Origin of the sequence: Secundilactobacillus folii, assembly GCF_009720675.1 — a bacterium.
GTDB classification, from domain to species: Bacteria; Bacillota; Bacilli; order Lactobacillales; family Lactobacillaceae; genus Secundilactobacillus; species Secundilactobacillus folii.
Map to the genome: position 1 here is coordinate 26917 of NZ_WNJO01000003.1, position 21007 is coordinate 47923.

A 21007-nucleotide genomic window follows, 5' to 3' on the forward strand; every position below is an offset into this window, starting at 1 on the left:
ATCAGGGAACAAAATACAGGGGTGTCACAAAGTCAAATGGTCTAGGGCAACTTTCCACGCTCACTCCCACCGGCAAAAAAAGCAGCCCTAAATTGGACTGCTAACTACTATTACTCTTCTTCAACTTTATTTTTCAAAGAGGTGTTATTCAGCAAAGCGTTTAAAATGACAGCTACAAAACTACCAACAACCATACCATTACTTAAAATCGTTTGAACTTCTGCCGGCAGGAACTGGAATAGGGCCGGTTGCGTTGTGACGCCAAGACCTAGTCCAACTGAAACGGCAATGATCAACAGGTTCTTGTTGTTCAAATCAACTTTCAGCAGCATTTTAATCCCTTGCGCACCCACCATACCAAACATGACTAGCATTGCACCACCCAGAACTGATGATGGAATTAGCGTCGCAATGGCACCAAACTTTGGAATCAATCCCAAAATAATCAGTAAGAATGCTGAATAGTAAACCGGACGTAATTTTTTAATCCCTGATAACTGCACGATCCCCACGTTTTGGGAGAAAGTCGAGTATGGAAAAGTATTAAACAAGCCACCCAAAATAGCAGCTAAGCCTTCCGAACGGTAACCGTGTTTCAAATCCTTGGTTTCCAGTTTACGTCCCGTGATGTCAGCTAGCGCAAAGTATACGCCAGTCGATTCGATCATACAGGTAATGGCAGCTAAAATCATCGTGGCAATGGAAGACCATTCAAATCTTGGAACACCAAAGTAGAATGGTCGGGGAAGCTGTAGCCAGTGAGCGGCGGTGACTGGCGCAAAGCCGACTTTACCCAAGGCAATTGCTAAAAGCGTCCCGACTAAGATCCCAATCAGAATCGCAATTTGCTTGAAGAATCCGCGACCCCAGATGTTAATGACAATAATGACGAATGCGGTGGTAAAGCCCAAGATCAAGTTGATCGGTGTACCGAAGCTCTTGGCGGTTGCATCACCGCCACCGAGATTTTGAAAGGCCACCGGAATCAGGGTAAAACCAATTAACGTGATGAGTGATCCAGTCACAACTGGTGGAAAGAAGCGTCTCAGATTAGCGAAAACACCGGCAATCAAGATGATGAAGATCCCAGCTGAAATAATACCACCATACATATAAGTCCAGCCAAAGTGATTACCAATATTTTGCAGTGGCGCCACGTACTCAACGGCACATCCCAAAACGACGGGTAAGCCAATCCCAGTCAGCGGCGTGCGCTTTAATTGGAGCAGCGTCGCCACCCCACACATTAAAATATCCATTGAAACTAAGTAAGTCATTTGCGCCGTGTTAAAATGCAGTGCACCACCAATGAGCAATGGCACTAAGATGTCTCCAGAATACATGGCTAATAAATGCTGAAAGCCTAAAATCAAATTTCTTACTACTGAACGCTCATTTTTTGCAGTTTCCAAGTTCCACGACCCCTTATTCGGTTTTGTAAAAGCATACTTCCTATAATATCATTAAATTTTAGCCGATTCAAATTAAATCAGAACATTAATATCTTTTTCCAAATGATAGTTCGTATTTTATGAAAACGTTTTAATGCTTAGCCTTCAACAACTGGTTCAATTGTAACTGTTCATACAGTGCCACGATTTCCTGCCCTAATTCAATGGTGGTCATCGCCATACTGAGGTGATCTTGAGCGTGGACCATCAGTAATGACGGGCCGGCGCTATCCGCCGCATGGTCACTGAGATATTGAGCCTGCTGCTGATGTCCCTCCCCAAGCCGCTTGGCAGCAGCCTTAAAGCTTTGCTGAGCAGCCTTTATTTGACCTTTTTTTGCCAAATGAATGCCATTAAAAGCAATTTTCTTAACGTCACCAGCCGTCAGAATCAGTTGCATTGCTACTTGTTGCTCATCGCCCTCGCTCATGATTAGTCCCCCTTCGCAAACATTTTTTAATTACTAGCGTATGCCCTAAAACCGTTGGTTGCAATGTTAAATTACATTTTTAGCAACAAAATTAGGTCGATAGATTCATTTTCCACCGCCAATGTTCGTCCTTGGAGACTGGGTAATTAAATTAAACCCTCATATATTCAAAGATGCGGCTGGTACACCTCGCTTTAGCTACATACGATTTCAAATGTTATGACTGGAAACTAATTCACCTAGCCGACACAAAAGTGAACAGAGACCTTAAAAATAAGGTAAATTCACCACCCCAAAGAGACTATTTCTTGACCGACCATCACCATCTCAGATAAAATCTTCTTAACGGTATTTGCCATCAATTTCACTGCAGGAGGCCTAATGAGCACACAGACCATCACGACACTTATTGACCAGTATGGTTATCTGGCAATTATTTTGCTGATTGCCGTCGAAAATGTATTTCCACCTATTCCGTCCGAGGTGATCCTGACCTTCACGGGATTTTTAACGCTAACCACTCACCTCACCATCTGGGGCGCTACTCTTGCAGCCACATTTGGCTCGATCATTGGAGCAATCCTGCTTTATGGTGTGGGACAATTGGCCTCTCTCAACCGGTTACGACGCTTTTTAAACACCCGTTTAGGACGGCTTTTGCGCCTAAAACCAACTGATATTGACCGAGCCGCAAAGTTTTTCAACCAGCATGGTGGGGTGGCCATTTTTTCCGGCCGCTTTATTCCAGTCGTTCGCAGTCTGATCTCGATTCCAGCTGGGATGGCAAAATTCCCTTTTTGGCCGTTTATCGGTCTCTCAACGCTCGGCACATTGATTTGGAACACCGTGCTTATTAATGCCGGCTGCTTAGCTGGCACTCACTGGCAAACAGTGACGATCTGGTTCGAAGAATGGACTTGGATTATTCTGCTCACTATGCTGCTATTGGCTGCAGTCGGCGGTCTACTTTACTATTTACGCAAACGCCGTTCAATTTAAATCCTGCATCACACAAAAGATCCACCGACAGAAAATACTGTTAGTGGATCTTTTTCATACCTTGTAAAATTAAATCTTAAAGGACTAATTTAGGCCATATCAAGTGCACCATAGCTAACGCCCAGGCGATCTGCAATCGCTTTGACTTCAGCCAACGTTTTATCATCAATTTCCAGACCATTTTGCTTCCGATCCTCATAGGCAATTGCCTCTTTATCCCCGGCAACGTAGATCTTCTTGCCAGGAATCGCCGGCAAATCACGAATCTGCTGCAGATATTCGGAGAAGCGCTTGATAATTTGGTCAACATCACCGAAAATAGCCGGATCAATGGCGATAAAGCTTTGGCAAGGTCCCACTTGCAAATCTTCTGGCGTGATCTCCGTGGAGGTATTTCCCAACGACAGAATCGACGTGAAGACTTCAACGATAACGGCTAAGCCAAAACCTTTGTGGCTACCAGTTTCTTCACGCACACCGCCAAGAGGCGTAAGACCGACATTTGACAAAGGATCCCGCAAAGCGTCCAAATCTTCGGTGTCGTTGTGGTCGTTGATCTCCTGGTCACCATCCTTGGCCACCCAAAAAGCCGGTAGATCCTTTTCAAGCTTGCGGTAAACCTCAATCTTCCCCTGTGGGACGGTCGAAGTTGCGGCGTCATAGATAAAGTTATGCGGCTCAGCAGGCATGGCAAATGCAATTGGGTTAGTTCCTACGAAGGCTTGCGTGGCATGAGTTGGCAGCATTGCTGGGCGAGAGTTAGTTGATGACATCCCAATCAAGCCTTGGTCCGCTGCCATATTAGCATAATAACCAGCGATGCCGTAGTGGCCGGAACGCTTGGTGGTCACGATGCCCACACCGTGTGCCTTGGCCTTCTTGATGGCCAAATTCATACTATAGATGCCATTAAGCTGACCAAGGCCAAAGTTAGCGTCAACCACAGCACTTACATCGGTTTCCTTAACGATCTCAGGCCGGCTGTTCACCCGTATCTTACCGTTTTGAATGAAGTGGTCGTACATCACCATCCGCTGCACACCATGAGAAGCAATGCCATGCAAGTCCGTATAGACTAATGTTTTAGCAACTTCAGCGCTTTGCTCCTCCGTAAACCCGTAAGCTCGATAAATCCTATGTACCAAATCTCTAACTTTGTCACTATCATAACGCTTTGACATAATAAAACCTCCATATTCGATAAATGAGAATTCGAAAAAAATATGTACCATTTCATTATGATATTCTCATGTGAGACATGCAAGAGAATTTGTGGATTTAGTAACAATAGCAACAAAAAATCCTTGGCAAACAAATGTCAGGGATTCTTTCACTAAAAACTATCTATCGTTATTTAATGTTGATCAGGTGCAAACCAAACATATCACTCATAGTCTCAATTTGGTCAGCAGTTAAAGCAAATGACAGGATCGTGTGGTGACCACCACCATTACGGATCCATTGAGTGGCACCGGCTTTTAAGCCAGCCTTAGGCGTCCATAACTGCTTAGCAACGGGCAATTTAGGCGTTTCGGCTTCTGGCTTGTGGGCGTTAACTTCATACATAATCATCCGGAATTCATCACCAAAATCAGCTAAGGTAACGTCAATTGCATCGCCTTCTGAACCGGTAAATACTAGTCGTGCAGGGTCGTCCTTGCCACCGATATCCAATGGGTGAACTTCCACACGAGGCTTGTCAGAAGCAATCGATGGATCAACTTCAAGCATGTGAGAACCCAAGATAGCTTCATGGCCCTTACGAAGATCAAGGGTGTAGTCTTCCATGAAGACGGTCATCTTGTTGTGTGACATGACCTTCAGCAAGCGGCCAAGGGCAGCAGACTTCCAGTCACCTTCAGCACCGAAGCCATAGCCATCAGCAATTAATAATTGAGTAGCTAAACCAGGTAACTGCTTCATACCATAAAGGTCTTCGAAGTTATCGGTAAAGGCTGTGTAACCACGGTCGTCCAAGAACCGCTTGATACCAAAGTACTCACGTAACTGATACTTAGTAGCTTCTTCAAACTTTTCATCGCTGTTGTCGCCAGTTACAAAGGTGTAATCCTTTTGGAGATCCTTGTATTTAGCATCAATATCAGCATCTGAAACCTTGTCCATTTCGGCAACTAAATCACCAACGGCAAAGTAGTCAACCGTCCAGCCAAACTTGATCTGAGCTTCGATCTTGTCACCGTCAGTAACGGCAACATTACGCATCTTACCGCCAAATGCAGCGACTTTAATCTTGAAACTTTCGTTGTAGGCAACGGCGACGTCTTGCCAGTCAGCAATTTCCTTTTGGGTCTCAGCATCGCCCCACCAGCCGTAAACAACCTTGTTGTGTTCACGCAGACGAGCGTTAATGAAACCATATTCACGGTCACCATGCGCACTCTGGTTCAGGTTCATGTAGTCGAAGTCAATGTCAGCATACGGAATCTTATTGAGGTATTGAGTGGCTAAGTGCAGCAGTGGCTTTTGCAGTAATTGGGTACCACGGATCCAGTTCTTTGCAGGACTGAAGGTATGCATCCAGGTGATCACACCAGCCACGCTATCATCGTAGTTAGCGTCCTTCATTAACTTAGTGATGTTTTCAGCAGTGGTTGCAACCAACTTGAATTCAATTGGGTATGGCAGCTTTCCAGAAGCGTTCAACTTGTCGACGATGTCACGAGCGTCCTTTTCAACGGACTTCAGTTGTTCATCACCATATAGAAATTGTGAACCAGTAACAAACCAGAATTTATAATCAGGAATCTTAATCATTAGTAGTACTCTCCTTCAAATTAAATTTTAAAAATTGATACTCAACTTAAATAACGATAACTATTCGTGCTTGGCATGCGTCTTAGACTTCGCATTATTTTGCCCGTAGTAGGCATTGGCACCATGTTTGCGGTAATAATGTTTGTCCAACAGGTACTGCGGCAGCCGTGAATTGCTCATGGTCATTTGCATGGTGTGGTAATCTTCTTCGGCCACAACTTCGAGCACCTTAGCATTGTAAACGGCCTTGGCAGGTGTTTCGCCCCATGCAAATGGTCCGTGCTGACTGACCAGTGCAGCGGGAATGGCTTCGTAGTCAATGCCCCGCTCGTTAAAGGTCTTAACGATGGTTTTACCAGTGTTACCCTCGTAATCTTCTTCGATTTCTTCCTTTGTCAGCGCATCCGCTGCCGGCACATCACCGTAAAAAGTATCCGCGTGGGTGGTGTTCATAGCAGGAATATCTAGCTTAGCTGCAGCAAACGAGACGGCCCAAGGTGAATGGGTATGCACGATACCGCCGATCTTGGGGAAGTGATTGTACAGGTACGTATGAGTTGGCGTATCACTGGAGGGGTTCAAGTCGCCTTCAACAACTTCACCCTTCAAATTAACCACAACCATGTCAGAAGGCTTCATCTTGTCATAATCAACACCGGATGGTTTGATGACAAACAGCCCCTTTTCACGATCGATACCTGAGACGTTGCCCCAGGTAAAGGTCACTAGGCCAAGTTTCGGCAACGACATATTGGCGTCGTAGACTTCTTGTTTTAATGATTCAAGCATAATGTTTAATTGCTCCTTACTGTTTGATTTTATTTACAGCTTCGTGTTCGATACTCAAGCCTTGCTTATAGGTTTCGATAAATGCATTGCAGCCGGCCACACCTTCTGCATCGGGTTCAATCGTCGTACTTTCTGACTCTTTAAAGACCTCATTGTCCAGAAAGTCTGCTAGATTCTCATTGCCATTCTGTTTGGTATAAAGAGCTAGAATTGCCATTCCCCAAGGCCCACCTTCACTGGCATTACTCATCACAGTGATTGGCGTGTCCAAAGCATCGGCAAGAATCTGCTGACCGACAACTGGCGTTCGGAAGATCCCACCCTGAGCAACAAAACTGTCTGCTTTGATGTGTTCTTCGTTTGTTAAAATATCGTTACCAATTTTAAGCGGAGCAAAAGCTGAGTAAAGGTTAGCCTTAATAAAGTTTGGCAGATTGAATTTACTGTTTGGAGTCCGCACTACCATTGGGCGACCCTCAGGCATCTTAGTGATATTTTCACCGGATAGATAAGCGTAACTGAGTACGCCACCCGCATCCGCATCACCCTGTTGTGAACTCTTAAATAAGCTCCCGTAAAGTTCGTCGGGTTTAAGATTCACGCCAAGTTCTTTCGCAAAATCACCGAATAACTTGACCCAGGCATTAATGTCTGATGAGCAGTTATTGGTATGCACCATGGCAACTGGTTCACCGCTTGGCGTAGTGACCAAATCAATATCACGGTGAACATCCTTTAACTTCTTATCAAGGACGACCATCGAAAACGCGGATGTACCAGCAGAAATGTTACCGGTTCGGGTACGAACTGCGTTAGTTGAAACCATTCCAGTACCCGCGTCACCTTCAGGCGGTGCCATGACAGCACCAGCTTGAAGTTGACCTGATGGATCAAGTAGTTTCGCACCAGCTGCATTTAACGTCCCAGCTGATTCACCGGCTAATTTAATGCCGGGCAGGACATCCTTTAAACTCCAAATATACTGGCGAACACCCCGTAGCTGGTTAAATTGATCGATCATATGCTGGTTATATTGCTTAGTTGAACTATCAATTGGAAAAACGCCTGAAGCGTCCCCAATCCCTAGCAGTTTCTCACCGGATAACTGCCAGTGAACGTAGCCCGCAAGTGTTGTGATGAAATCAATATCTTTAACGTGGTCTTCTTGATTGAGAATTGCTTGGTAAAGATGGGCAACACTCCAACGTTGCGGAATATTAAAGTGAAACAGCTCCGTCAGGTCATCGGCGGCCTGTTCAGTAATGTTATTGCGCCAAGTCCTGAAAGGAACCAGTAAATTTCCTTCCTTATCAAATGGCATATAGCCATGCATCATTGCACTAACACCGATTGACCCAATTTTAGTCAATCTGACGCCATAGTTAGCCTTAATTTGTTGTGCCATGTTGGCATAACTCGTTTGGATTCCGTTCCAAATTTTTTCAATCGGGTAGGTCCAAATATTATTCACTAATTCGTTTTCCCAAGTGAAATCACCAGAGGCGATCGTTTGGAAATCGTCAGTAATCAGAACTGCTTTAATCCGGGTAGATCCAAGTTCGATTCCCAGAGCAGTTTGCTCAGTCGAGATTTTATCTTTGACTTGCTTTGCATCCATTTTCAAGCCCTCCAGAATATTAAAAACACAATTTTTCTGTTTTATGAATCGCTTACAAAAACAATTGTAAGCCATTGGTTCGTATAAATCAATGTGAATTGCATTTATACGTATAATTAATTAACGAACTTTTAGTCGAGGCCACTAAACTACGTAAATTATATATTTTCACAATGGAAAATCTCTAGAAATAAAAAGGACGCCCATGAAAATGGACGTCACACCTTGATACAAATCTATTTTAATTGACGGACTGAATTTCTCACAATCAAGTCTGGGTTATAAATAATCGATTCAACTGGCTTCTTCTCGATCATATTCATTAGTAGTCCAGCTGCATCATGACCCATCTTTTCTTTTTCATGCACCATCGTGGTTAATGAAGGTTCCATGTAGCGACCTAGACTGTAATCATCAAAACCGGTAATTGAGATATCTTCAGGAACGTTGAGATCCATTGACTTTACAAGGTCAATAATTTGAATCGCCAACTGGTCGTTGTAGCACATAATTGCGGTTGGCCGCCGTTCAGCTTTCAATGCCTGTTCAACTTGATCTAGAGCCTTCTTTATCGGGTCAGAGGAACGGTACATGATGACATTACTCTGTAACATCACATCGGAATGACTTTGATAAGCCTTGATGAACCCATTCATCCGATTTATACCTTGAAGATCATCAATTTGGAAAACACCAAGAATCCGTTCATGACCCTGATCCATTAGATATTCAGTCATCCGCTTCATTGCGTCTTCATCGTTAGTGGTGACTGAAGTTCCCTCAATGCCTTCGTACTTAGCATTAATGAATACCGTTGGCAACTTCAATTCCTTAATTTTATCGTACAAATCCATATTGGGAGACTTTAAAGTACTTTGAGTTGGTTCAATAATGAGTCCAGCAACGTTACTCTCTAGCATAGTAATCAGAGATTTTCGTTCGCGTTGTGGGTCATTATGTGTGTTTGCAAGCAGCATGGCAAACCCGTTGTCTGAAATGATTTGATCTGCGCCATTGATAATACTCGGAAAGATATAGTCTGCAATATGGGTCGCAATTAGGCCAATCATGCGGTTACTCGAAGCGTTGTTCACCTTTGCCGATTGCCAATCATTCACATACATGCCGCCGCCTTGAATCCGGTAAATTAGATGCTCATTTTCCAGATCCCCTACAGATCTGCGAACTGTGTACCGGCTGACGCCAAAGCGGTTCATTAACTCGGTTTCTGTTGGCAATTTTTCGCCAATTTTATATTCCCCTGAAAGGATGCTATTCTTTAACTCTTCTTCTACTTTTTCATATTTGGCTTGCATAGTGAACCTCGTCTATTTTTAATAGTTTAACATTTTGATATAAATTCATCCGAACTACTATACAAATAGTAATATTTATCTGTATAATTATGGTTGTTTAAACCATATATATTTTATATTAACACACCAATAGCGGTTCTTGTGGAAATAAATAAATTTATTAGGAGTGATATGATGAACGCATCACAAACAGCATTTGACCATTACGAAGAACATGAAGTCACAGCTTATCACCTTGAAAATGATAATGGTGTAAAAGTGACAGTTCTTAGCCAGGGCGGAATTATTAAAGCGATTAGTGTTCCGACAAAAAACGGCGGGCAGAAGAACTTATTGCTAGAATATCCTCACACAGCTGACTATTATGCTAATCCATTTTACGTGAATATGATGATCGGTTCAGCAGCTGGTCGATTGAAAAATGGCCAATTTACTGTTGATGGCAAAACTTTAAAAGTACCCGCAAACGAAGGAAACAATACACTGCACGGTGGCCCTCATGGCTTTAACTCGGTCAATTGGAATGGTGAACTTTCAAGCACAAATGATGAAGCTGTTTTAAAATTCACGCATCATTTTCAAACACGTCCAAATGATTTCCCAGGGATTAAAGTAACCACAACATACACACTGAAAAACGATAATACGTTGACTGTTAGATTTACTGGTGAGGCAGATGAACCAACGATTTTTAATCCAACTTATCACGTATACTTTAACCTCAGTGACAGCAAGAACATTGAGGGACAAACTTTAATGCTTAACAGTTCCCGCCATATGGATGTTGATAGTGAAAAGATTCCAACCGGTAAATTGCTGGACAATTTACACACGCCGTTTGACTTTACGAATGGCGTTAAACTGGGTGAAGCAATTGATAAGATGCAAAACACAACTGAAAAGGGCTTCGATGATATCTTCCAAGTTGAGCCAAGTGCCAAAGATGACACGATAGCAAAGTTACAGGATGGTGCGTCAAAACGATCTGTAACCATTCATTCAAAACGAAATGGTTTGGTAGTTTTCACAGCAAACTCATTTACGCCTGATATGAATCTGACACTGGGCGCCGGCGCACCATATATGGGCATTGCACTAGAAGCACAAAATCTGTCCGATGCTACTCGTTTTGAGGGTTTGGGTGATACAACTCTGATGCCAGGTGTTTCTAAGAGCTATGAGATTAGGTATGAATTGAAATTTTAATGATGCATTTTCGATAAATATTATTTCACTATTTGACCATTAAATTTTGAACTTTTGAAGTCTCAGATTCATTTATTGCACAAAATAAAATAGCCAACCATCCCACTTTTAAAACATTTGAGATGGCTGACTATTTTATATTACGTAAATTGCAATAACAAGTTAGCCACTTCCAAAAATTAAAACCTATACAGCCTGATCATATATTGAGGAACTATTTTAAATAGTGGTTGTTTGGCGTGATAGTTAGCGAAGAACTCGTTTCAACCCGGAATGAAATCCTTCTTCAGGAGTTTTGTAGTCCAAAATACGCCGAGGCAGATGATTAAGACGTTCCTCAACCCGATTAATATCGGCTGGAGATAGTTCATCAAGGGACTTTCCTTTCGGAACATCACGTCGAATCATTCGGTTTTGCGCTTCATTAGTTGTTCGATCGCATGATTGATATGGATGGACATAATAGACATTTGCAAGTACATTTTCTAAGCTGCTGAAATCGATGCCGTTATCTGCTGTGACTGTTTTGATAATGTCACCATATTCAGCTGTGATTTCTTAGAGAACATGGTTAACTGAATCGGAATCCTTGCCGTCGATTAAACGCATGAATTACACCGAGATTTACGCTCATTCATCGTTAGAATGACACTTTCACGGCCATTACGTTTACTTACAACCGTGTCGATTTCAAAGTGACCAAACTTGCGACGCGAATCGGCTCGCTTCGGCCGATCTTAGATACTTCTACCAATCAGGCGTTTTTGCTTGGCGAGATGTCTATGGCCTGTCCGTCGTTTCGTCTTTTCCAGCAGATTAATATTTCGAATCTCCAGTAGCTGCGCATCAATATAGATGAACAAGGTGGCCATACAAACCTTCTCATTAGGTTGGTAAAAATGTTCGCGTCTGGCACGCCCAACAACGGCATCAGGAGACCAATGATCGCACTTAAACCGCTCGACAAAGTTAGCAAAAAATCTGCTGCCTGAGTGATTTTACCCTGTCGATGACAGTTGATTCGATTGTGCTGATAACGTGCACTCGATGCGTAAGGATCGTACATACGATAGTATTGACGGTGACCATTAACCTTTTTTACCTGATCAATTTCGCCACGATGTTGTTCATTTTTGACAGTTTGCGGACAAACACCAATTCGAGCGGCAATCTGACGATTGGAGAAAGCCTGTCGATGAAGCTGAGCAATTGAACCGCGTTCAATATCAGATAAATGGTAACCTTTGACATGTGACATGGTAAGCTGTTCTTGAATCAAGGCGAAACCTCTTTCATTGTTTGTGTAGGAACTTCAATGATAACAGGACTTTACGTTTTGGTGTTTTTTAATTTTAAAAAGTGGCTAACTTGATTCTAAAACTCGCGTATTTATTCCTTTATCTTAATTTTCACTATGTTTTACACTTCTATTTTCAATTTAAACGGAAGATAGAACACGCTCTGGTTCTGTAAAGAAGATGACGACAACGTCATCGTAGCCAGCTGACTTAATTATGGAACGAATTGCAAAATAATTCTAATCTAAGATGTGCTTATCTAAATGCTTACTTTCTTAAAACATTCCAAAATGAACTAAAATTTTTAGAACACCTCAGCGGATCCTTGATTTTTTATGTTGATCCTGAATCTTATGCTAACAATCTTAGTAAATGATTTTACTTCAAATATAATAATACGTTAAAGCCATTTCCCTATCTACATTTCCAAAATGTTTTCCAAAAATCGTACAACCACCGACATGTTCGGCATTTTCTTCCACAGAGATTCTTAACTTCATACGTCTTGGTAAAGGTAATAATTCATTGATCGTTAGATTGCTTACCCTATTGCCCCCAATCCATGTACCCTCATTAGAAACTAAAATCGTTAATTGTGTCCCATATTGATTAAACTCCGCTGGGGTCCAATTAGGAGTATATTTTCCTCGAGTATCAGCAAAATCACCTGGGCTTGTCCATGTTACAAGTCTATGTCCATTTAAAGAAAATGTAATGTCAGAAGGATAATCATTATTCGATAACGGAACTTCAGATCCAAACTCCCCACTTAAAGTTAACATTTTAACTTTATCTTTTGGCTTAAGAAAATTACCAACGTCATACTCAACAAATCCTTTGGAGAACCAAAGAATTTTTGCACTCATGCGCGCAGGATCCAAAAAATACTGTGGATCGTCTGTTTTACCAATAAATCCCATTGAAGTAGCAAGACCACACGTAGGCTCAACTGAGTAATCAACGAAGGATCCCACGGGAATATCTGTCTGTTTTGACAACATTGAATTGTTTTCAGCATCGGGTAATTTAAGAACAACTTCTGTGATACAAAGATATGAAATCTTATTTTTACCTACCCGTTTAAATCTGATGACACCTGCTTTTTGTAAAAGATTAACGTGTTTTAATGTGATTGGTTGACTAAGATTTAACAGATCTGCCAATTCTTTTACGCTGTATGATTGACGACCGAGTAATTCAATTATTCTAAGTCTAACTGGACTAGCTAACGCCTTATAAACTATCAGAGATTTTTTACTTAAATCTACGAACATATTATCACTCTCTCAATTATCCTTTTTGTTCTTTGACACTGATTTAAATATTACTTGAGTTAATAAATACATGATAATCAATTTTGTAAACCCTTTCAAGTAATGAAAAAGCTATGTATACACCTATTTTATTATACTAAATATCTAAAAAGTATTGTGATAATAATTATCAGTCCGTAACATATAGTCGTATACAAGAAAACACTTGCTATTCGAATAGTAAATTTTTTTAAGGAGCATGTTTTATGAATTCCACATATACGTATGATAAAAACTTTCAATTAGGCAATATTGACAATAAAGTTTGGAGCTCATTCACTGAACATTTGGGTCGTTCGATCTATGGTGGTATTTATGATCCCAATAAGTCTTTTTCCGACAATAATGGTTTCCGAAAAGATGTCAAAAAAGCTGTCAAGGATTTAAATTTGGGAGTCATTCGTTATCCAGGAGGTAATTTTGTATCTAATTACAACTGGAAGGACGGCATCGGACCAAAAGAAAACAGAAAGAAGACAATGGAGTTTGCATGGTCAAGCATTGAAACCAATCAATTTGGCATTGACGACTTTTGCCGTTGGGCCGAAGAGGTTGGCGTTGAACCAATGATAGCTGTAAATTTAGGAACTGGCAGCATTCGTTCTGCAGCAGAATTAGTTGAATACTGTAATCATGATCATGGTACCTACTGGAGTGATCTACGAATCAAAAATGGTCATCGGCAACCATATAATGTTAAATACTGGTGCCTCGGTAATGAGATGGAAGGCGATTGGCAAGCCGGGCACATGTCTGCACAACAGTATGCTGATAAAGCACGTGAAGCTGCAAAGATGATGAAGTGGGTTGATAAAAGTATCAAACTAGTTGCTTGTGGAAGTAGCTATGAAATGTTGCCCACTTACTTAGAGTGGGATAAGACAATTATGAAAGAACTTTATCCATATGTTGACTATATTTCTACTCATAATTACAATATGAATTCTGGCCAAGGGACACTTAACTTTCTTTCTTCATGGAAACAGTTGGATAATCACTTAAAGAATACAGAAAACGCACTAGATTTTGTCAAATCTTTACGCCTTGGTAAAAAAGACGATAAAAAAGACATAAAAATCTGTCTTGATGAGTGGAACGTCTGGAATTTTCAAGATATTAAACTAGATAATTTAAACGACTTAGCAGGAATGACGACATTTGAATTGACAAGTGCTAAAAAATGGGAAGAACATCCTGCTATTCTCCAAGAAAAATACTCATTGCTTGATGCCCTAACTGTTGGGGGACTAGGCATTACCATTTTAAACAACGCTAATTACATTGAAATTGCATGCCTAGCTCAATTATTAAATGTTATCGCCCCAATCACGACCGATGAGTCTGGCCATCTACTTAAACAAACAATTTATTATCCTTTTGAATTACTTTCAAAATATGGACGCGGTACAGTACTTGAGCCGCGTGTATCAGGAGATACTTTATCAACTGATTATGGTGATTTACCGGTTATAGCCGCTGCAACAGTCTATGATAAAGAGAAATCTCAATTAAAAATTTTCGCATTAAACATGGATACTAGTAACACCGCAAATCTTAGATTAAACTTTAACGCATTTGATGGAGTTACGCCTAAAAAACAAATTATTCTCACAGATGATAATTTAAAAGCTAGAAATACTTTCAAAGAACCTAATAAAGTTGTACCAACAGAAATCAATCTGAATACAACCATTGATAAATTATCTTTACCTAAGAATTCATGGAGCGTAATTATCTGTGATGTTAATTCAATTAAATAGGATGGGGAAAATTATGGAAATAAATACAAATTCAACTTCCTTCAAAGAAAAACTCGGATTCACCGATTATGTTGGCTTTGGATTTGGAGATATGGCTGTTAATTTTACATTCGCATCTCTAGGAATGTTTGTCGTATTTTTCTATACTGATGTCGTCGGAATATCAGCTGGTATTATTGGTACTTTAATGCTTTTTTCAAGATCCTTCGATGGCATTATCGATCTTGTTATTGGTGGACTAGTGGATAAAACACATAGCCGTTGGGGGAAAACTCGTCCATGGCTTCTGTTTGGTGCTATACCATTTGCGCTTTTGACAATTTCTATTTTTGCGGTACCAGCGAATTGGTCCGAAACTGCCAAAGTTATCTATATATTTTTATCGTATAATATTTTAATGATTGCATTCTCATCCATTGCTATTCCTTACGGGACTTTAAACTCACTTGTCACCCGAGATCAACATCAACGTGAAACATTCAATTTATTTAGAATGTTTATGGCTCAAATTGGTGTCCTAATTGTTACCAATGCCACAATGCCAATGGTAAATTTCTTCGGTAATAAACAGGTAAGCTGGGTAATAACGTATACAATACTTTCCGCTATTTCAGTAGTATTGCTTATGATTGTTTTTAAATCTCAAAAAGAACGTGTACAAGTTTCAGCCACTGCAAAGATTCCTTTAAAAACAAGTTTAAAGGCAATCGGAAAAAATAAGTATTGGTGGATTGCAACAATCTTTTTTATCATTTACAGCATCGGCTATGCGCTTAACCAAGGGTCTACTATTTATTATGCAAAATATATACTTCATAACGATGGGTTAGTTGGAATTCTAACAATGGGTTATCTTATTCCAGTCCTGATCGGTTTCGTAGTTATTTCAAAACTATTTTCTAAATATGGTAAAACTAGAATTATGCTATATGGATCATTAGTCAGCATTGCGGGTTATTTAATTACCCTTATTGCACCAAGCAATTTTGAGATTGTCATGATAGCACAAATTATTAAAGGCTTTGGACAAGGCCCATTGCTTGGTGGTGTGTGGGCAATGTTTCCTGACACAATCGAATACGGCGAGTGGAAAACCCATGTTAGAATAGAAGGACTTTTATATAGTGGTGGTAGTTTAGGCCAAAAAATTGGAGTGGGTTTGGGAACAGCCCTAACAGGTTGGGTACTGGCTTGGGGCCATTATAATGGTGCTCTTGCAAATCAATCTGTAAGTGCCATTAATTCAATCTATCAGTTATTTATTTACATCCCTATAATCATCTATATCCTACAAATTATTATGTTACGCATGTACGACTTGGATAAAAAATATCCAAAAATAATGCGAGACTTAGCTATGCGCCGACAATAACTAAATGAACATTTTAAAAATTCAAGATCACCATTAAATCATATAGATGAACCTGAGGGAGGCGGTGACTTATAAGTCTTAAATCATAGTCTTAAAAAAGGCTTATCGAAGAAATCAAAATTTGATTTCTCGATAAGTCTTTTTTCTGCCCGAGTTTAAACTCTAAGTGCAACACTTTCAGGTAGACCAAAAGGCCATGATGACCTATTCTTATAAGCGTCCAAGCAAGGAAGAAAGTCGGAATTCTTCATGACCCCAAGTCGGATTACCATGTCGCAACACTATACTCAACTCACAATGGTCGAACGCGGTCAAATAGAAGCGCTCAGATCATTAAAAAGCCACTATCAATCAGTGTGCCCGCCTTTTACAGCGTAATAAGTCCACTATTAGCCGCGAAATTAAGCGGGGAACGACGACCCAAATTAAAGCCAATCATAAACATGTCAGCCTGTATCTAGCCGATACTGGTCAGGCCATTTTTGAGTGTCACCGGCAGAACTGTCGCCCTAACTTTAAGTGGGTACGGTGTGCTCACTTCTGCGGTCAATTAGCTATTAAACTGCGACGACGCCCACGGATTCACAGTGTAGATACTTTCGTACACTTCTACCAGTAGGCTTACCAAATGCGCCCTTGTCCATCAACCACGACAGTCTATCGAGACATTAATGCCAACGTTTTAGCACTGCGTAACAGCGACTGACCAATGAAGTTACGCCTTCGAGTTAAAGGCAGTGGTAAACCTCATATTCGCATGAATCAGCGGGTATTAGGAAACTTCCATTGAATAACGTCCAATGGTGGTCGATCAACGGATTGAGATTGGTTACTAGGAGGCGACCTCGTGAAAGGTAAACGGACCGAAGATGAGCCCGCCCTAATGACGCTCACTGAACGGGTTACCCAGTTTCAGATCATCTTCAAGTTACCTGCCTATCACGCGACAACCTGCCGTATAGGACTGCAGACTGTGCTCAGCGACTCTGGTGCTGAATACTTTAAATCCGTCACGTTTGACAATGGTAGTGAGTTTGCAGGGTTATCTAAAATTCAAGGGACTCAGGTCTACTTTGCGCATCCTTATTCGCCTTGGGAACGTGGAACCAATGAGAACCACAATGGGCTTATCCGGGAGTTCATTTCCAAAGGCCATTCGCTGCATAACTATGACATCACAGAGATTCAAACTGTTCAGGACGCACTTAACGATCGACCAATTATGAGAATAGGTCAAAAACGTTGCACTTGATTTGACAATTCGAAGATAAAATAAACAAGTAAATCTTTAAACATTAAATATTCTATCAATCTTTAATATGTTCTGTAAGCCCTGAACCTGTCTTATAATCAACAATAACACTCACACTACTTAGACTATTCTTATGCGTTAAGTCTATATAACAATTTGGATAGGGGGCAGAACTAATAATTTTAAATCTACCTTCAGATGTCGCTTCGAGTCGACCATTAATAACATGAACCCCGAGTTGATCTTCATACACATATGTTTCTTGTCCAAATCCATTAAGGTAAGCAACTAACTCTTCTCCCATATCCCAGTCATCTTCACCAGTATAACCATCAGGAAATAATTTAGTAAAAATACCTCCATTTGATGCAAATATAGACTGGCCAAATCTGTTTCTAGATAAATCAGGACGATTTAAATTCGGACCTGCAATACTGTATGTGGATGCAGCTTCACCCACTTTTAAAGTCCTATCAGTTGCGGTTGCGTTAGAATCATAAAGATATAACATCGCCACAGTACTACGGTATGCCGCCTGAATTAGTTCTGGATCCTGTAATTTTTTGCCTGTTAGTAACGCAGAAGCTGCTGTAACCCCACCCCAAAGTGAATGCATCATATATGATAGTGCTTCCCACCAACGATCAGGACTTTGTGATCTAAAGTCATTACTAAATCCAATGTTTGCTTTCAATAATTCACCATATCTCTTTGCCTCTTCTTTGTAGCCAGAGAGCGCTAATGCTCCGGCAGCTGGTCCAAAGCCCGCATTATCAAAGAAGTGCTCAGTCATAGCAGCCTTAAGGGATCGACTTCCTTGAGCAATTCTTTCCGTAACTTTGGACCATGATGCGGAGATTTCCTTATATTCTTGAACTAAGCCATTATCTTTAAGAGCCTTTAAAAGATCCTCAATATAAAGAAAGTACTGACCCATCATTTGAGACTCTTCCTTACCACGTTCATTGTCATGTAGATCAGGATTAACCCTGACATCAAAAATTTGTGCTGCCCATTTTAAATAAGTCTGCGCTCTGTTTATCTTTAAATCTTCATCTTTACATTTTGATAGTAAGAAAAATAGATGTGCAATATATTCTAAATCCATTACCCTATAAAAATCCCCATAAAGTTTTGAAGGCTGTGTAAAATCACCATTCGTGAACCATTTTGGAATAACATATTTCACAGCACTCTCCTCAACACGTTGAATTTTTTGTTGACGGTTTGAAATGTTCCTATCTAATAAGCATTCTTGTACAACAAAGTTCATTTTACCAATTGACTCTCCTTGGTTAGAAACAGGGCTAAAACTGAAAGGCACTTTACCGTTTGGCCCAGAATATGAATGATTTGAAATATAAGTAGCACGATCACGCAAAAGTCGTTTCACGGCTGTCATCACATTAAAAATCAACATATCCTGCTTTCCATCGGCAAATGTGAAAAGAACCTTATGCTCTCCCACCCCACGAACATTATAGATGAGTGAACCCTTCTCATAAAAATGAGTTATATCAATTGCCTGCAATCTATCATTTGATTCGAAAATGTCTTCAACTTTATCGATCACAACAAAATCTTCCAATCCTCCCACAGTAATCCTCTGCTTTTGTCCATCATTAACCAAAGGATAAAATTGAATAGTTGGATGACCAAACCTCTGGCCAACATGATAAAAGTCTAATTGATTCTTAAAAGGAGCCAGAACAAATTCCCATTTTTTTGAGTCACCACCATCCAACGTTATTCCTTCTTGGGAGTAAATCCAGTCTTTTTGGGGAGCTTGGTCATCAGAGTACCCACCAGCTAAAATTAATTGATGAAATAACATTCCATCTAAAGATGGTGAAACATTATCAAAAAAACGGTTGCTATATTCTGCATAGGTGCCAATAGAACGCATATCCCCATCAGTTTGATATAAGCCTAAATTTGGTGCAGTATTATCACGTCTAACCAGTGCAAGTTTCGTGAAGTTTTTGGAAATTGACGGGAAGGCAGCTGCTGACTTATTCGCATTACGATGAACATTCTTATCCCGAAACATTATATAAGAAAAACTAGTCCAAACTCCTAAATTAGAAATTTCAACTGTTGAATTTTGCTTATTAGAAATATTAATTTGCCATTTAATATGATTATCCATTAACTGATAAATAAATTTAAAAGCAATATTAGCTACGTGATATGTAACTATGCTTTTAAAAATTCCAAAGGTCACAGTCGGCTCGAAGTCAATACTTTGGAATACCTTACCATCCACTGTGATAGTGAATTCACCAAATAGCTTATCGTTATCCTCATAACCTACTTGTTTCAAATAGTCTGGATCAATCACCCAGTTCATCTGGCTATTATCTTGCATCATTTTAAGACTGACAACGTTGCCACGATTATTTTGCTTCAAATCAAACGATTGAGATTTCATTGAATTGACCCTCCTGAAAATTAATATAATCTCAATTATAATCGCTTCCATTTTTGATAAAATGCAATACCTCACCATTAATTTATAAAAGTTCACATATCATTCAATGAATTTTTTTGCTTTCCTATATGCTTGTGGAGATAACCCACTGAATTTTTTAAAAGATGTTGAAAAATAGTACACATTTTGAAAGCCCACATTTTCAGCTATCGCTGACACACTCAAGTCAGAATCTAACAGTCTTTTCTCTGCTTCTTCCATGCGATACTTACTTAAAAATTCGGCTGGTGTCAGTCCTATTGTCTGTTTCAAAGCTCGTACAACATAATTTGGATGAAAGTGCAGTTCATGTGCCAGGGTTTCGTTTGTAATTTTTTCTGTAAAATTATCCCTCAGATATCTCTGAATTAGTGCGGAAAGTGTTTCAAGTTTACTTTCTTCTTTGGGATGTAATTGAATTTCCTGCAAAATGTCGATAAAAAGTTGCTGTGAACGCCAAAATCCAAATCCTTGTGAACTAGTACTTTCCCTGAATAACTGTTTTACAATCTGAATAAGTCGCTTTGATTCAGGTAACTTGGTATGCTTCAGAAGGTGTAGAGTCTGGATTGGCGTGTAATAATGCAAGGTTGGTACTTGAACTGCTGGTTTCAATGAAATCGGGGAAGATCCTTGTCCCCATTGCCCTGAAACGTAAAAGTGTAACCAATAATAGCTCGTTATCTGCTGAACTGGTTGCCAAGAATAATGGTGGTGTCTAGGCCTCAGAATAAACATTTCGCCTGCTTTAACTGTATAGTTTTCCCCATCCTCAGCGATAAATAATTCACCTTGCGTCATCAACATCAAAACAAAATATGGTAAATCATCTCGATTGGGATGGCGATCGCCAGGTTTGAAAGTCACAAAATTACCTTCGATAAATGTTGGTGCCGGAAGACATGATATTGATATATATGACTTCATTAGTAAAGCCCCCTAGAAAAAATCTCTTCTA

The 21007-nt window shown here is 40.2% G+C and carries 14 protein-coding genes and 2 pseudogenes; 5 read left to right on the forward strand and 11 right to left on the reverse strand.

All coding sequences use genetic code 11. The features are described from left to right. Positions 1–110 precede the first annotated feature (110 nt). Positions 111–1412 (reverse strand): nucleobase:cation symporter-2 family protein, encoded by a 1302-nt coding sequence (locus tag GM612_RS03190; RefSeq protein ID WP_281349186.1) that lies wholly within the window; start codon positions 1410–1412, stop codon positions 111–113. Between the two features lie 130 nt (positions 1413–1542). Further along, entirely contained in the window at positions 1543–1881 is a 339-nt protein-coding gene (locus tag GM612_RS03195) for a PTS sugar transporter subunit IIA (protein ID WP_155430953.1), read from the reverse strand. Positions 1882–2262: 381 nt separating this feature from the next. Here GM612_RS03195 and GM612_RS03200 point away from each other — a divergent pair, with 381 nt between their 5' ends. Beyond that, complete coding sequence (locus GM612_RS03200; protein WP_155430954.1) at positions 2263–2880, forward strand: DedA family protein; 618 nt, start codon at positions 2263–2265, stop codon at positions 2878–2880. Positions 2881–2969: 89 nt separating this feature from the next. Here the strand turns inward: GM612_RS03200 and GM612_RS03205 are convergent, their stop codons facing one another. The 5 genes from GM612_RS03205 to GM612_RS03225 form a co-directional block, all read right to left on the reverse strand. Beyond that, on the reverse strand, positions 2970–4061 hold the full coding sequence (locus GM612_RS03205) for an Ldh family oxidoreductase (protein ID WP_155430955.1): 1092 nt from the start codon (positions 4059–4061) through the stop codon (positions 2970–2972). 169 nt (positions 4062–4230) lie between these two features. Next, complete coding sequence (gene araA, locus GM612_RS03210) at positions 4231–5655, reverse strand: L-arabinose isomerase (protein ID WP_155430956.1); 1425 nt, start codon at positions 5653–5655, stop codon at positions 4231–4233. 60 nt (positions 5656–5715) lie between these two features. Continuing rightward, positions 5716–6444, reverse strand: a complete 729-nt coding sequence (locus tag GM612_RS03215) for an L-ribulose-5-phosphate 4-epimerase (RefSeq protein WP_155430957.1) — start codon at positions 6442–6444, stop codon at positions 5716–5718. 16 nt (positions 6445–6460) lie between these two features. Next, positions 6461–8062 (reverse strand): xylulokinase, encoded by a 1602-nt coding sequence (locus GM612_RS03220; RefSeq protein WP_155430958.1) that lies wholly within the window; start codon positions 8060–8062, stop codon positions 6461–6463. A 236-nt stretch (positions 8063–8298) separates the two neighbouring features. Next, positions 8299–9378: a GntR family transcriptional regulator gene (locus tag GM612_RS03225; RefSeq protein WP_155430959.1), complete on the reverse strand. Its 1080-nt coding sequence runs from the start codon at positions 9376–9378 to the stop codon at positions 8299–8301. A 174-nt stretch (positions 9379–9552) separates the two neighbouring features. On the opposite strand from GM612_RS03225, the gene GM612_RS03230 reads away from it, so the two are divergent. Further along, the gene (locus GM612_RS03230; RefSeq protein ID WP_155430960.1) at positions 9553–10584 is read left to right on the forward strand and encodes an aldose epimerase family protein; all 1032 of its coding nucleotides are present in this window, start codon (positions 9553–9555) and stop codon (positions 10582–10584) included. A gap of 246 nt (positions 10585–10830) precedes the next feature. Here the strand turns inward: GM612_RS03230 and GM612_RS03235 are convergent. Together GM612_RS03235 and GM612_RS03240 are read right to left on the reverse strand one after the other, a co-directional pair. After that, positions 10831–11860, reverse strand: a pseudogene (locus GM612_RS03235) (IS30 family transposase). 405 nt (positions 11861–12265) lie between these two features. Further along, positions 12266–13156: an ArsR/SmtB family transcription factor gene (locus GM612_RS03240; protein WP_155430961.1), complete on the reverse strand. Its 891-nt coding sequence runs from the start codon at positions 13154–13156 to the stop codon at positions 12266–12268. A gap of 245 nt (positions 13157–13401) precedes the next feature. Between GM612_RS03240 and GM612_RS03245 the strand changes: the two genes are divergently transcribed. The 3 genes and pseudogenes from GM612_RS03245 to GM612_RS12650 all read left to right on the forward strand — a co-directional run bounded on the left by GM612_RS03245 (position 13402) and on the right by GM612_RS12650 (position 17579). Further along, entirely contained in the window at positions 13402–14955 is a 1554-nt protein-coding gene (locus tag GM612_RS03245; protein ID WP_155430962.1) for an alpha-N-arabinofuranosidase, read from the forward strand. Between the two features lie 13 nt (positions 14956–14968). Then, positions 14969–16327 (forward strand): MFS transporter, encoded by a 1359-nt coding sequence (locus GM612_RS03250; RefSeq protein ID WP_155430963.1) that lies wholly within the window; start codon positions 14969–14971, stop codon positions 16325–16327. A gap of 249 nt (positions 16328–16576) precedes the next feature. Then, positions 16577–17579 (forward strand): annotated as a pseudogene (locus tag GM612_RS12650) (IS30 family transposase). Positions 17580–17634: 55 nt separating this feature from the next. Here the strand turns inward: GM612_RS12650 and GM612_RS03260 are convergent. Together GM612_RS03260 and GM612_RS03265 are read right to left on the reverse strand one after the other, a co-directional pair. Beyond that, positions 17635–20010: a hypothetical protein gene (locus tag GM612_RS03260; protein WP_216644505.1), complete on the reverse strand. Its 2376-nt coding sequence runs from the start codon at positions 20008–20010 to the stop codon at positions 17635–17637. Between the two features lie 99 nt (positions 20011–20109). Further along, the gene (locus GM612_RS03265; RefSeq protein ID WP_155430964.1) at positions 20110–20976 is read right to left on the reverse strand and encodes a helix-turn-helix domain-containing protein; all 867 of its coding nucleotides are present in this window, start codon (positions 20974–20976) and stop codon (positions 20110–20112) included. Positions 20977–21007 lie beyond the last annotated feature (31 nt).